The following is a 14,139-nucleotide window of genomic DNA, read 5'->3' as shown; positions in this document are numbered from 1 at the left end:
TTTTGTATCATTAAACCCCCATTCAAAGAAGTCACTTTTTTAATACATAATTTTACTATAAATATAATAACTACTTTTCATTATGTATTTCGTATTTAATAAGATTCTCTATTCATCCAAGGGCATTATGTATCTGAAACTAAATTCTAATAATATAACTTTATGGTTAGTTTCATATCATCGTGTCCTATCGTGTCATCTCTGTCTTTGTGATTCCATCCAATCCGCACTCTGTATATACTGTAATAAATGTATTGATTATTTCCACCTTTGGTCTGCCAAGTATTATCTCATTTTGTATAGCTATGTCAATACCTTCCCTCTGACGTTTCTTAATATATTGACGCTCGTCTTCGGTAAGCCACCATAGTTACCTTGTAGCACTAAATCAGAAATGAACATTCCAAGGCTATCCTGTATTTAGTAGTATCTAGCCAAGCATATCGAGAACGGTAATGTCCGCTTTAATGTTCTTCGTTATGTCCGTCCGTTCGTTTAAAATTTCTTCTTTGTTCCGTCCAAATCTGTCTAGGAAGTGAATGTACAGAGCGTCTCCAGATCGTAGATGATACTTTAACGACTTACTGTTCACGATTGAAGTCTTTACTATTTTGTTTATCCGTAAAAATGTCCCGATTACTGATACTGACCTCTTTCATTGTTTGCAGCTGACGTGCCCAGTTCAATCATTTGCGCTGACACGGATGTATCTGAATTTACGATTCTCCCACTTTCCATTCTCCTCTCGATAACTGATTGTATGTATTTTTAGTATAGCGGAAGTGTTCATAAAACCATATAAACAAACGGATATCCGTAAAATTTATTTTCCGCTTTTACGAACATTGATAAAAACGGTACATCAAGGATTTGCCGGCGATACGGAATCTGTTCGTAAATGCATACCTTTCTGGAGAAAATGTAACGGTTGCACCATTTGATGTTACGACTGATACTAACGCTAACTTTAGTGGGGTTTTAATACTTTCAATGGACCAGAAACTACTGTACAATCTAAGCTTTCGTCATATAAATATTATTAAAATGAATTTGAATAAAATACGATTATATTTCTAAGAATATCTATATAGTAAAAATTCTAGGAGAGATATAACAATGGAGTTAGAAAAAAATGTTACTGAATACAACCTTGAAATACCAATTGGTAATGGGCGCATATTAGAAATAATTACCGCAATTATTAAAGATGATAAACCCACAAATTTAGAATTAGAATTCTCTTTAAAGACAGGTTTAAAAGAGCTATTAGGCAATCCTATTCCTTCTGCATCTATGGCTTTTACTGGTGGACAACCAATTCTAGCAATTGATTGTATTACAATTAATCCAACTATTACTAATAATAAAATTAACGGAAAAGTAAATTTTTAGGAACCGCCTAATCAAGGAAGTTCCCAAGTACTTGCTTTTATAACTGTTCAAGTATTTGCATATGGTAGAAAATAAGTTAACAAACAAATCAAAAAAACATGAACTGATATTTTAAAAAAATGGTTTAAAACAAAAAGAAGATGAATTTCTACAAGAAATAGAGTTCATCTTCCTTATTTATATGATGCACTCCATAGCTTGACTTTTTAGCCCGTCAGCTGCCCTAAATGAGATATGTTAAATAGTTAACACAACCCAGATATAACCCATTCATACAATGCGAGTCTATTCTTCACTAATGAAAAAGTCTGGATAGAATTCCTCCTATTTTCATTAAAAAAATCTTACGGGACTACTATAAATTCAAATTTTTCTGGTGCGATAATTCTCTTTTGATGGAAACATTTCAGTTTACATAACTTTTAGATGTATTTTCCTGAGCTTAAAATTACCCCTATTATATAATAGAATTAGGATAATTAAATACCCCAATTAGGTTAAAAGTCGTTTAGTAATAAGTAAGCAACTAGTCCGCAGCTTCTTCTTTCATTTCAGCTACTAGTTTAACCTGAATTAGAACTAGATAACAGTAAACAATATCTTCTTTATTTATGGTTTAGTTCGAACTGATTAATGCTAAACAGTTCCATGCCAGTATCGTTATCTGTTCAACATTATTAGTTTTAGCTTTTAAAAGTGGGGACAACTTTGGGACACAAATAAACGAACTGTCCCCAATTACCTCCTACTAAATCTGAAACACTAAAAAACCAAGCCTGTTATATCAACATTTTCAAAATCAATCTGTTATAATCCGAAACAATGTCTATCTCTGGCAGCGTAGAGGTCATATACGATAAAACAGCTTATTTCACCTTAATGCAGAACAAACATTATGGGGGGGTATTGGAGTTTACTTGGGATTCAAATCAAAAAAATAAACCTAAACACATCATATTCCACCAACTCAATCGAACGAAAAACCCAATAAAATCAGGCTTTATCATGTTAAATCTGTTATAATCCTACGGTCACCACGGCTTTGACAAGGTGGAGGTCACTGGTTCGAACCCAGTCGGGATCATTAAATACAAACCCATGAAATCGCTTGTGTTTCACGGATTTTGTCACTATAACAGATATTTGGATTTTATGTAGTACAGATGGTTGGGGCTTATTTTTGGGTTTAACTCAACCAATTAGAGCCTACTTAAACAAATGAAACTAATACAGTTTAGAATTCTTCTCTCCTCAAGTAAAGAATTACGCTTTTTTCTCCTCTTCATCAAACAAATGATTAAACATATCCGCAGCCTTCTTATCTGCTTCATTTACTAGCTATCACCTTCGGCAGAAAGGACTTTGTTTTGTTTAGCAAACTCATCCAATGATAACTAACCTCATATGAAGTTCGTGTTCCTCAGACCGGAAGTTTGCCGCTCGCTTCCTTCAGATTCCACGTCACCATGAACACCCTTGCGTTAAGCTAGCCGTTACTTCTGCCTTCACGGTTCGGGACTTTCATCCTACAGACTACACTCATGCCAGGTGCACTAAAAAAGATGGAGCATAAATGCCCTCTGCTGTTTCCAGCTCCTTTACTTCTACTTCACGAATATGGAACACTTTATATCATAAGTGTCAGCGGAGTTAAGCTTAATGCCTTACCCTTACGCCGCGCTGATAAGTGGTGTACAGATTTTGAATTACAATCCATAATCGATAAGAACATATTCGCTTGCTCCCCATGCCAAGAGAGCCATTGGGTTCTGTACTTGGATCTGTAGTTTTTCCAGCCTCATAATGTGAACGAACCAAAAAGGATGGGGGCATAGCCCTCGCGTGTTCTTATTTCTAGTTATTGCAAGTCAACACTATCTTTATTATTGATCCAATTAGACAAAAAAGGGGAAGGCAATATCTATACCCTCCCCTTTTTCAAACACAACCTATTTTTTAAATCTTCTTCTAAATCCTAAATACAGACACCCTACAATAAAAGCCATAATTAGAATGGCAATCCATGGGCCAAAAGCTGTGATTGGAGTTACATAATCGCTAGTTTCGGATATTCCTTTAACAGCTTGAGAAGAACCTAGAATCATAGGTCTCAGCTCCTTAAGCGAATGAATAAGTTAAGCTTACTTCTTTTCCGCCAGAAGTAGTCTTATATCATTTCACGTATAAAGTAATTGATTTTTGAGTTGTGTAAAGGTTTGCTCCAAACGCATTGATAGTATAAGTGTAGTTACCTTTTGCATTGGCGTCATGACCTAAAGCAGAAGCGTAAGCATCAGTAACGGAATCATTAGAACTTACAGTATTTGGCCAATAGGCAGTTGTTCCAGCAGTAGTAGAATCATAAACATGGATATTGCTTGTGTTAACACGGAAGTAAGTTTTCAGTACCAACTTGGTATCAGGATACATATAGTGAACAATATTCTTTGTTACAGTATACGATGTACTTACTCCATTCCAATACCAATAAATTGCGCTGGCACTCACTTCTCCATTTGGAGTGGAATCACCGCCTACTGGTGCTGTTTGGGTGGCATCCTCAGTTTGTCCTTCTTCAGGCAATACTTCAACATCTTCAGTAATGATAACTTGTCCGCCGTCTGATAATTCAATTACTGTTTCCTGTGATTTTGCTTTATCAGCTGGACGCCATTTGATTTCCTTTTGATGTTCCTTAACTGCTGCGGCAATTTCTTTCTCCAAATCTTTCAGGTATTCATTGTAAACTTGTGGATCTGTCTTTTCTTTTAATTTCACTGCATCTTCTTTATTTCCTTCTTTATGAAGCTTTTTCAGTTCGTCCTTTAATTCTTGTTTAGAATTAATCTCAAACTGTACTTCATTCGCAAAGGCTGCAGATGGTAGAACTGCGAATAGTGCAAAAGCAGCCACTAACACCTTAATAAAAACCTTCTTCATTTTACTACACTCATAAAATATTTTGGTATAATTATGGAAACGAGTATAATATTAACACCTTTGTATTAAAAATGGTAGATTTATTTACAATATTTCGTAAATAATTTATATAATTTACAAAATACGAATTGGAATTGAAACTATTCCAGAAAGAAACACTATCTGTTTTAGAATTGTACTTGTTAGGTAATGTAACCAATTCCCAATACAATTCCCTCGCCTTCTGGAAGCTATGTTGGGTTGTTAAAGAAATAAATATAGCAGTTAGTCCCACAAGCGTTAGGACACCTGCAGTAACACCAAATATAACCGATGTTAATGTCAACAACGGTTTGAATTATCTCATTTTCAACGGTCTAAAGTTCCCCATTTTTAGCGTTCAATCGGTATCGGTTGAACGCCCGCTTTTTGTTTTTCTCTTAAACGATATGAGTTGCCTTTAATGTTAAAAGTAGTAGAATGATGTAATAGACGATCCAGTACAGCTGTTGCGAGAATGTCATCTCCAAATACATTTCCCCAATCCACATACGACTTATTAGATGTGAGAATGATGGATCCTTTTTCATAACGTTGAGAGACAACTTGAAAAAAGATAGTGGCACTCTGCTCGTCAAATGGAAAGTAGCCTATTTCATCCATAACTAGGATGTCACGTCTACACAGTTTACTAATCAATCGACTTGTAGTTCCATTTTGCTCTGCTTTTTTACAAGCTGAGATAAAATCATCACAACGAGTGTAGTAAGCTGAATAGCCTCGTTGGAGCGCCTCTACTGTAAATCCAATTGCTAGATGTGTTTTTCCAACTCCTGGCGGACCCAAGAGTAGGACGTTTTCTCCATTCTCAATAAACCGACAGGTTAATGCTTCCTTAACCCTTCTTTCGTTGATACTTTGTTGAAAGGTAAAGTCAAAGTCTTCTATCCTCTTGATATAAGGGAGCTTGGCTCCTTTCATTCGTTGTTGAAAGGCTTTTTCTTCTTGAAATTCAATCTCCCGCAATAAAAGGGTGTCTAGAAACTCAGAGTATGATACATTATGTTTAGAGGCATCTTCTAGAATGCCTTCTATTTGGTCAGCTGTAAGCTGAAAACCAACTTTCTTAAGACGTTCAGTTAGAAGAGACAGACTCATCGAAGTTCACCTTCTTCCAACTGTTCTTCATACACCTGAAGGGAACGTTGTTCCACTTGAGGTCCAGAGATGGGAATGTGACGGGTCGCCAAACCTTTTGTTGTCACATTCTCTTCTTTTTTCTCCTGATAATGCTCAAGACTAGTTAAGGATGTTGTTTCTCCTGATAGAATAGGATGTGTTGCGATACATTCTAATTCATAATAAATTTCAATGTGATGATGCAATGTTTCTTTTATTCGTACCTCTAAACCTTTGTATCGGTAAGGAACAGAATATTTACAACTCTCATATGTAACGCAACTATTAGAATCAACTGTTACTGTCATCCACCTATGAATAGGGAATAAAGGTCGTATATTCCACTTCATCAATTTCTCCTGTTCCGCTTCAAAACGCTGAAATGGGGATTCCAATGTTGTTTGATTACACTTTTTATTTGCGACTTGATCTAGCCAGTTCTGTAAGTGTTCATTCATTTCATTGAGCGAAGCTGGGAGTTTACGCTGCATAAAGTTCTTCTTTAAATATCCCACTGCGCTTTCCACTTTTCCTTTTGTCTGAGGCCTTCTTGGTTTACACGCTTTAGGTACGATTCCATAGTAAGCTAGAAATTCTTCGAATTTCTGATTAAATCGGATATCAGCCGGAGTATGCTTGGTTACTACAGTTTTCATATTGTCATATAGAATTTGTTCTGGAACACCGTTAAAGTAAGAGAATGCATTCATATGGCATTTCATTAATTGTTCCATGTTCATGGTAGTAGTAATCTCCATGTACTTCATTCGTGAATACCCAAGCACCATGACAAAAGCATATAACTTTTGTTTTTTCCCATCCATTGTGTACTCTCCGAGTTCTCCCCAATCCATTTGAGCCTGTTTACCTGGAGGAGTCTCAAAACGAATACTTGTCTGTTTCTTTGGTTTTTGACGGTACGGACGTATAAAGTCTCTTAGAATTGTCATTTTCCCATCGTACCCCATACCCTGTATTTCCTCGAAGAGGACAACACAATTCGTCGTTCCTTCTCTTAATCGCTTCAGAAGATATTCCTTATAATCATCTAGTTTGCCTTTTTTGTTAGTTTGTTGGTTATTTTTTCTCCTTGGTAGTTCATCTTGTTTTAAATATTTCCGTATGGTTTTTCGATCAAATCCAGTTTCGGCTGCGATGGCAACCTGTGTCCACCCTTTTTGATGTAACTCTCTAATCATAAAAAATTCCCCGCTTTTGACCACTGTCTCTCCACCTTGTAATCTTCTTAGTTTTGAGACAATTATCCGTTATTTATGGGAACTTTTAAACCGTTCATATTGGAGAGTTTACCACCGTTGTTTGCATTAAGGTTCCAGCTTTTTCAAATTCAGCAAAGTTATTATTGTAAAAATGCAACTAGACTTGAAATAAAATTTTTCACTAAAAATCTCCTCTTCTGTATTCTTTGCTTTAGAAGCTCCCTCAAATAATAAAAAGCCCTGAGATAGATTCTCCACAAACCTCTACTTTACCATAAATTTCCTTTAGTGTATGTTCTTGAAGGTGTTATTCCACAATATACTTTTATCATTTAATTATTTTTACAAGTTCATAAAGTGAGAATTTTCAGTTTCATTTTTAAAACTGTACAAGGTTTTTAAAAATACAATAAGAACTACATTCACTATTACAACCACAAACGGATTAAGGAAAAAAAAGGCATGAGTCCGGTTCAATACCGGACTCATGCCCAAGAAGCTGCCTGGCATCCATGTCTAACTTTTTGGTGTCAGTTCAAAATCCAAGTTGCTTCTATACAGATAAGAATTTAGAAAACACTAAACTGCTTACATGTCATCGTTGCATTTTCATATTATAACAAAATATTCATTGTAGTTTTGCGGCAAGACAATTGATAAAATAAGCTTAAAAACCAATCGACTCAGTTGAGATTTCCAATTTCCTCAAAGTTAGGTTGAATAATTACCTTTCCCTCTTTATCAATGTATCCCCATTTTCCATCCCATTTAACTGCTGCCATTCCTTCATAGAAACTATAGGCATCCTCAAATTGGGGCTGAATAACTACTTTTCCTTCTTTATTAATATATCCCCATTTCCCATCTAATTTAACTGCTGCCATTCCTTCATGAAAAACCCTGCCAACCTCAAACTGAGATTGAATCACTAGTTTTCCTTTCTTATCAATATATCCATACTTCTGTTCTACTTTGACCGGTGCTAACTCTTCACTGAAATACTTAGCATATCCAAACTGAGGTTGAATAACCAAATTTCCTTTTTTATCAATATATCCCCATTTTCCATCCAATTTAACTGTTGCCATTCCTTCATGAAAAAAATCAGTATCATCAAATTGGAATCTAGTCTCAAAATTTCCTTTTTTATCAATAAACCCATATTTCCCGTCTATTTTAACTTTTGCCAGCCCTTCTCTAAAAGAATAAGCGTCCTCAAACTGAGGTTGAATAACAAACTTCCCTTTTTTATTAATGTATCCAAACTTCCCATTTATTTTAACTTTTGCTAGTTCTTCCCTAAAAGAATAAGCGTCCTCAAATTGGGGTTGAATGACTACTGCTCCTTTTGTATCGATATACCCCCATTTCCCGCCTATTTTAACTGGTACCAGTCCTTCCCTGAACTCATAAGTATCCTCAAACTGGGGTTGAATAACAAAGTCCCCTTTTTCATTAATGTATCCCCATTTCTCACCTATTTTAACTGGTGCTATCCCTTCATAAAAACTATAAGCATTTTCATATTGAGGTTGAATAACAAAATCCCCTTTTTTATTAATGTATCCCCATTTTCCGCCTACTGTAACTCTTGCTAATCCTTCTGTAAAATTATCATTTGTTTTTTCCGTTTGGACCTTGGAAGTCGCAATGATTGATGACTTAATAAGATCACCTCTAATCATTACAAATCCAATTATACTGAGAAAAACAAGAATCGTTATACCTATTCCTATCTTCCATCCTGCACTCTTTTTCTTTTTTAATGGAGCCTTTGGCAATGATTCGGAAAATTCCAAGTCTGTTTTAAAAACTCGTGTAGGTAATTCTTTACTGTTTACCTCCTCTTCTTGACTCTCCCTCAAACCTGGATTTTCTTTAATAGTTTGTACTATAAATTCTTTAATTTCATCTAAGCTTACAGTTACTTTTTCTTCTGGGAGAGTTGGTATTTCTATACTGTTTCTCTTCTCTTCATTGGTTGACAATAAAGTTGTCTCTACTGCATGTTCATTTTTTACGGCAGAATGCAAATATACGGTTTCTTCTAGTATTCTAGTTTCATCTAATGTTTTTGCTGCCTCTGCTGCTGCCGCCTGTTGAGGAGCTCCTGTACTCTCTAATAGCTTTTCTGTTTCATCCCTGTGAATAGGCTGCTTAATCGTTTTAACCGAGGGCTTAAATATTGCCCGAAGCAGCAAGACTAATGAAACAATTATTCCAGTAATACCAATTACAACCATTATTATGCCTTTTGATAGCATTAGGTTCAACACCTTCCTAATTTTATCTATCCTTTTTCTCTAAGATCTAAAATAAGTTTATAGAGTGGAACAATTTCAGGAGTATTTGTTCCATCTGGACTGTCTTATCCAAATCCATCAATTGTTTTATCAGATATAATATGTGATTAAAATCTGTTTATAGTTTCATGTGATGGTTCTAAAACACTTCGTTCTCCTACGCCGAAAAGTAGCAAACTTCCATTTTCACAAATCCAAATATTATCTTTAGAAATATTCCTGGGAATAATATTTTTTTATGTAAGTGCCTTACTGCATCCAACAGCCCCCCTATTTGAGTAGGCTCTAAAAATCTGCTTCTCGCAATAAAGTACCTTCTACATAAGGGAGTAGGATATAGACTATGTACTTATATGTGTTTACAACAAAAGTTTTCGGTAAGTACCTAAAATTCATAATATGGAGTTGATAATATTCATAAAATTGAAACCATGCATGATGGGAATGCTTTCTAAATTCCCTCTATGGTATATTGCCGCTAGTTCCTAAATCCACTCAAATCTCTAATCCTATATAATACGCTTCTTTATTTATTAATATTGAACTAGATAAAATAGAGTATCAAAATAGGTCTGCATCTAGGATAATGAAAAACTCATATAACTTATATATTAATATAAAATAGTAAAAAAGTCTTTAATGTCCTTCCTTACTTTGTCTGATTTACCAAAAAACACTGTTAAATTTTAGTTATAAAATAGCGTGCCACAAAACTCATCTCTATACAGAATAGGAGTGTACAGATTCACCTTTTTGCGTTTGATTTAGATTATTACATAGTCATATCGATTGCGGCATCTTCTGTGGAGCTATGAAACTCATCTGTAAATGCCGGAGGAGGCAGAGAATATGAAGCTATAATCTTCGGCATAAAGTCTGCTGGTAACCTCAATAAATACTCTTGATATTGCTCTAACTGCTCCTTCAACTTTTTCACTTCTCTATCCCCTTTCTAAAACAAAAGAGGCCGCCGAAACAAAGAGCAAATATGCTCTCTGAATCAGTGGCCTCACGCTTTCGGACTATATTAAATTAAGATGATTACCAATAAATAAGAATTTAATTCAATTACAAGTAAAGTAAACCTTTCGAATCAAGAATTTCCAATACTTTTTCTTTGTATGGAATATTGGCCTCGACTTTGTAGTACCATTTTTCTGTTGCTAATTCCCGTTGTCTTTTTACTTCATCCAGCCTTGCTTTTCCCACCAGTACTAAAGAATAGCTGCTAATTAATTTTTCAGCTCCGTAAATGGCACAGTCCATACTGCAATTGTTAATGTTTGTAAAATGAACTAATAAGTCATTCATATACTTATTGAAATAAGGAAGTTGACGGGCTCTGCTGTAAAATCCCATAAAGTGTTCAATGTTGTGACATTTTTTACAAATGGATTTAATAGATGTTAAGATGAGCACACGATTCTCCTCATCAAAATCCCACCCTTCATGGGCATGCCAGTTGGTTCCTTTTTCGTCCGCTTTCTTTTTCAATCCGCAAACGTGGCAAGTAAAATCATGTTCTTCTAACACCTCCTTGCGAATCTTTGTCCAAAGGCTTTGCGGAACGACCGCTCTTATATTTTTATTGTGCGCATATAACGGCAAAGCAGAAAAAGGATGTTTGCATTTTTCTAATTCTTCCTCCATAAAATCGTCAATTTCAAACAAATCAATCATGTATTATCTCCTTCAGTTGTTCCCTTATTATTGCAGCTAAACACAACAGATATTCTCCTAAATAACTTTTTAAGTGTAATTTATTTCATCAGTCACACGATGAAAAACCTCCGCCGCTGTCATAATTACTATTAGAACCATAGCTGCTACTATCATGGTGATGACTATAGCTGTCATACGAATCATGTGAATGGCTGCTATGATGGTGTTTATGGTGATAATCATCGCTGTCATAATTGTCTACTTCGTACAGAGAAGGATGAAACAAAAGAATGCCTGTTTCATTCGGGTGAGTTGAGCTGTTCTTAGATGTGCCGCTAGAGTAACTTATTGATGCAGTTTGAGTATGTTCTATTTCTTTATTTTTCTGTTTTGCCGACTGATTCTTAGACAGGTTGTAAGCAATTCTCCCTAAAATCAGAAACACTACAACTACCAGTGCTAAATTGTACATGTGTAAGTCCTCCTCCTGGCTAGCTGCCCAATCATGAGCAACTCACCCCAATTAATAACCCATAATCCTTTTTCTCTAGTTATTTCAGCAACATGTTTTTTAAATAAAATTGCCTTAGTCTGTTATTTTACTTTTTCGATGTAAACCGCCTTATTCCCTTCATTTCATTACTGAACCAAGTTTTGCTATTACTTTAGCAGTTTAGCTTCCTGTCTCATTTGTGCTTCACTTAAATGGCACGGCAATTTAGTTTGTTGATGCAGCGTCAAATGGCACGGACAAAAATCCACCCTGCCTTGTTCATGCCGATACATGGTGCATAATGGCGAATTACATGTTTCGTGCGGTGTTTGCCCGTTCAATTCCTTGAACCATTTAGAACCCGAACAAATATAATTTCCCCATTGTATCCAATGACATCACTTTCTTCATACTGTGTTGCTTAGGAATACTTGATTTCGAATGCATGAAAGTAAACAAAAAGATGGTAGTTTGCCCCTTTCACCTTGGTTATATTCTGCATTTATTATAAGGAACTAATTAGATAAAGGAAGTGTTGATAGTGGCAATCGTATTAACCACTGGGGTGTTAGTTAAAGATCCTGATACATTTAATGCTCACGTTGAAGTAGTTAATCTTTCAAATCGTGATCGAACGGTAACTGTTGAATTTCTTGATTGGGATGTTGATCAACTGTCAGGTCCCCCCGTACCTATTCCCGGGATCCCTTCTGGGCCAGTAGTTATTCAACCTAATACTCATACAGCTTTTCTTGCTAACACGGTACAATCAACTGCACAACCAGCTCTACTATTATCTCATTATGAAATTCGAATTACTCTTTCCAACGATGACGGTGTGATAGTCAACTGTTTTGCCATTGATTCCAATACTAAAATCATAGAGGGAAATACAGTTCTTCATCATGAGCTAAGACAGATCTAATAATCTAAAGAAGCCTAATGGCGGTTCTGGTGCAAAAACCTCCTTTCAAACTTTCAGTGTATTTACACCAGAACCAGCATCCTTACTTCATAAGCTCCTGCCAAGCCGAGAGATTGAAAAATTGGAAATAATTACAGGCGTAATTTTCTATACAGATTTATTTTTTTACTGGCATAATAAGATTTAGATTTCAACTAAGAAAGGCTGGAGTGAATGTGCTTCGATCGTTTTATGTAATTTTTATCTCCTTATGTGTCCTGGTAACGGGGTGTTCACAAGCTCAACCGGAATCTAAGAACATTGCGGCTGCCGAACAGGATGCGAAAAAGAAACTTGACGAAAAAGAATTAGTTGCTTCAAACACCTATCTGCTTCATGCATGGGTATTTACTGAAAAAGCACTTCCGATGATTGAAAACCTTGTTTATACCGCGAAGGAATTCAAGCAGAATTCCGATATTGCACTGAGAAATTCAGAACCCGCATCTCAAGAGTTCCTAAAAACAACAAGTCAAATATTAGAAATCGACAGCAAAGATGTCCCTTCTGACTTCCAATCTATACATAAGACTTTGTTGCAATCGATTGTGGAAATGGCACAAGGGATTGAACAACTAGATAAAGTGAGTGAAACAGATGGCTTAAATGAAGAACAAATTGACACTATGATCAAGAAGTTCTCTGAAGGAGAAAAAATATTCAAAAAAGGAAAGGCCAGTCTGCCAAACAAAACTGCCAGCTTTTTAGCTGAAGAAGGAAAATATAGTAAGACCGCAGAAGCAACTGAGTCTGGAACAAGTGATACAGATCATGGCGCCAATTTGATTATAAATGGACAAAATTTGCTTCAGACATGGCTATCTATCGATGAATCACTGCCCATCAAGGAACATTTATACATCCAATCTTATAATCTAAGTGACTATATTGAGCAAAAAAGTGCTGAAACAGAACTAAAAACTATGGAAAAAAAGGTTGGAAAAGCTGCCGGCCAACTCCAAAATATGAGGGATATACCTTCTAGTTCCTCTGGTCTGCATGATACGCTCTCTCAATCTATAGAAGAACTGCAGCTTGCCCTACAGAAGATTAAGAAAGCAGTCGAAACTTATGATTCTACTATAGACCCAGTTGAAATACGGAATCACCTTTCTTCCTATGAAGAGGGAATTAACCTCCTGCTGGATAAAAGCACTGATGCTTTTATTGAAGGAGAACAGTATGTACATAATATAGCTGCTTCAAATGCCTCGAAAAAGGAAAAGCAAGGAGAAACCATTAATCTAAAGGAATTGGGCATGATCGTATTAGATGAGCAATTTGTGAATGATTTACATCAAGGAATGATTACAGCTATACCTTTAGGAATTGGCTCCAGTGAACAAGAATTACTCGAAAAGCTAGGTAAACCTGTTTCCTCCCATACTCTAGGGGATTGGGGCAAAGAATATATATTTTACAATAATTATGGAACATTAACATACACAATAAATACATCAGGAGTTATCAACACTATTACACAAGTTGTAAACGGAGGAGAGTTAGGAAGGAAATTGCGCCTTTCTAAATTAAAAAGTTTACTAGGAACTCCAACATCAGAAGGACCGGACAGTAATAATAACAATACGTACAAGGTTGAATATGATTTGAGCAATGGCTTGCATCTTCAGGCAGCATCGGATGATCCGCATGAATTCATTACATCTTTAACCTTAAGTAACCCAAAGGAAATATTGCAGTCTCGTCAACAAACAGGCCCTATTCAAAATTCTGAAGATAATTAAGCGAAAAAGGAACTAGATTTATAAACTACTCCATATTAAGTGGGTTCACAGGATCAGTTAATATAGCGTAATTTCATTTAGCTTACTAGGAACAAAAAAGCACACAAGATTTCATATGTGAAATTACGTGTGCTTTTTATATGGTGAAAACAATAACCTTCTCCCGACGTTTAACTGGAAGGCTTTCACGTTTACATAATTGTGAATTATCGGCACTCAATCTCTTGTGTAATAAACCATCGTTCTCGGTAGTTGTATGTGT

At 35.7% G+C, this 14,139-nt stretch carries 11 protein-coding genes and 1 pseudogene; 4 read left to right on the top strand and 8 right to left on the bottom strand.

The features are described from left to right. The first annotated feature begins 1,116 nt into the window (after positions 1-1,116). Positions 1,117-1,392 carry a hypothetical protein gene (locus AC6HZ4_RS08435; RefSeq protein WP_497494535.1) on the top strand — a complete coding sequence of 92 codons (276 nt, stop codon included), beginning with the start codon at positions 1,117-1,119 and terminating at the stop codon, positions 1,390-1,392. A 1,949-nt stretch (positions 1,393-3,341) separates the two neighbouring features. Here AC6HZ4_RS08435 and AC6HZ4_RS08430 read toward each other — a convergent pair. The 4 genes from AC6HZ4_RS08430 to istA all read right to left on the bottom strand — a co-directional run bounded on the left by AC6HZ4_RS08430 (position 3,342) and on the right by istA (position 6,713). Continuing rightward, a complete protein-coding gene (locus AC6HZ4_RS08430) occupies positions 3,342-3,497 on the bottom strand; it encodes a hypothetical protein (protein ID WP_497494534.1) in 156 nt (51 codons plus the stop codon). A 67-nt stretch (positions 3,498-3,564) separates the two neighbouring features. Further along, positions 3,565-4,332 carry a hypothetical protein gene (locus AC6HZ4_RS08425; protein ID WP_497494533.1) on the bottom strand — a complete coding sequence of 256 codons (768 nt, stop codon included), beginning with the start codon at positions 4,330-4,332 and terminating at the stop codon, positions 3,565-3,567. A gap of 372 nt (positions 4,333-4,704) precedes the next feature. Next, positions 4,705-5,469 (bottom strand): IS21-like element helper ATPase IstB, encoded by a 765-nt coding sequence (gene istB, locus AC6HZ4_RS08420; protein WP_497494532.1) that lies wholly within the window; start codon positions 5,467-5,469, stop codon positions 4,705-4,707. Next, on the bottom strand, positions 5,466-6,713 hold the full coding sequence (istA, locus tag AC6HZ4_RS08415) for an IS21 family transposase (RefSeq protein WP_497492734.1): 1,248 nt from the start codon (positions 6,711-6,713) through the stop codon (positions 5,466-5,468). Before istA ends, istB begins: the two co-directional genes overlap by 4 nt. Before the next feature lie 411 nt (positions 6,714-7,124). Between istA and AC6HZ4_RS08410 the strand changes: the two are divergent. Further along, positions 7,125-7,214, top strand: a pseudogene (locus AC6HZ4_RS08410) (IS3 family transposase); the annotation flags it as partial. 179 nt (positions 7,215-7,393) lie between these two features. Here AC6HZ4_RS08410 and AC6HZ4_RS08405 read toward each other — a convergent pair. The 4 genes from AC6HZ4_RS08405 to AC6HZ4_RS08390 form a co-directional block, all read right to left on the bottom strand. Continuing rightward, positions 7,394-8,974, bottom strand: coding sequence for a WG repeat-containing protein (locus AC6HZ4_RS08405; protein WP_497494530.1), 1,581 nt, complete (start codon positions 8,972-8,974; stop codon positions 7,394-7,396). An 811-nt stretch (positions 8,975-9,785) separates the two neighbouring features. Beyond that, positions 9,786-9,950, bottom strand: coding sequence for an ArpU family phage packaging/lysis transcriptional regulator (locus tag AC6HZ4_RS08400; protein WP_497494529.1), 165 nt, complete (start codon positions 9,948-9,950; stop codon positions 9,786-9,788). Positions 9,951-10,081: 131 nt separating this feature from the next. Further along, positions 10,082-10,693 (bottom strand): HNH endonuclease, encoded by a 612-nt coding sequence (locus tag AC6HZ4_RS08395; protein WP_497494528.1) that lies wholly within the window; start codon positions 10,691-10,693, stop codon positions 10,082-10,084. 88 nt (positions 10,694-10,781) lie between these two features. Continuing rightward, positions 10,782-11,147, bottom strand: coding sequence for a hypothetical protein (locus AC6HZ4_RS08390; protein WP_497494527.1), 366 nt, complete (start codon positions 11,145-11,147; stop codon positions 10,782-10,784). Between the two features lie 562 nt (positions 11,148-11,709). On the opposite strand from AC6HZ4_RS08390, the gene AC6HZ4_RS08385 reads away from it, so the two are divergent. After that, positions 11,710-12,093, top strand: coding sequence for a hypothetical protein (locus AC6HZ4_RS08385; protein ID WP_497494526.1), 384 nt, complete (start codon positions 11,710-11,712; stop codon positions 12,091-12,093). A gap of 407 nt (positions 12,094-12,500) precedes the next feature. Next, positions 12,501-13,877: a hypothetical protein gene (locus tag AC6HZ4_RS08380; RefSeq protein WP_497494524.1), complete on the top strand. Its 1,377-nt coding sequence runs from the start codon at positions 12,501-12,503 to the stop codon at positions 13,875-13,877. The last annotated feature ends 262 nt before the right edge of the window (positions 13,878-14,139 follow it).

The organism is Ectobacillus sp. OTK, assembly GCF_059698935.1.
Note: the sequence above shows the minus strand (reverse complement) of the source record. Positions and strands in the feature narration are given on the sequence as shown.

What these genes read in the sequence shown, in the direction of transcription:
- AC6HZ4_RS08435 (WP_497494535.1), top strand. Translation starts at nt 1,117, where the DNA reads ATGGAGTTAGAAAAAAATGTTACTGAATACAACCTTGAAATACCAATT.
- AC6HZ4_RS08430 (WP_497494534.1), bottom strand. Translation starts at nt 3,497, where the DNA reads ATGATTCTAGGTTCTTCTCAAGCTGTTAAAGGAATATCCGAAACTAGC.
- AC6HZ4_RS08425 (WP_497494533.1), bottom strand. Translation starts at nt 4,332, where the DNA reads ATGAAGAAGGTTTTTATTAAGGTGTTAGTGGCTGCTTTTGCACTATTC.
- istB (WP_497494532.1), bottom strand. Translation starts at nt 5,469, where the DNA reads ATGAGTCTGTCTCTTCTAACTGAACGTCTTAAGAAAGTTGGTTTTCAG.
- AC6HZ4_RS08405 (WP_497494530.1), bottom strand. Translation starts at nt 8,974, where the DNA reads ATGCTATCAAAAGGCATAATAATGGTTGTAATTGGTATTACTGGAATA.
- AC6HZ4_RS08395 (WP_497494528.1), bottom strand. Translation starts at nt 10,693, where the DNA reads ATGATTGATTTGTTTGAAATTGACGATTTTATGGAGGAAGAATTAGAA.
- AC6HZ4_RS08390 (WP_497494527.1), bottom strand. Translation starts at nt 11,147, where the DNA reads ATGTACAATTTAGCACTGGTAGTTGTAGTGTTTCTGATTTTAGGGAGA.
- AC6HZ4_RS08380 (WP_497494524.1), top strand. Translation starts at nt 12,501, where the DNA reads ATGATTGAAAACCTTGTTTATACCGCGAAGGAATTCAAGCAGAATTCC.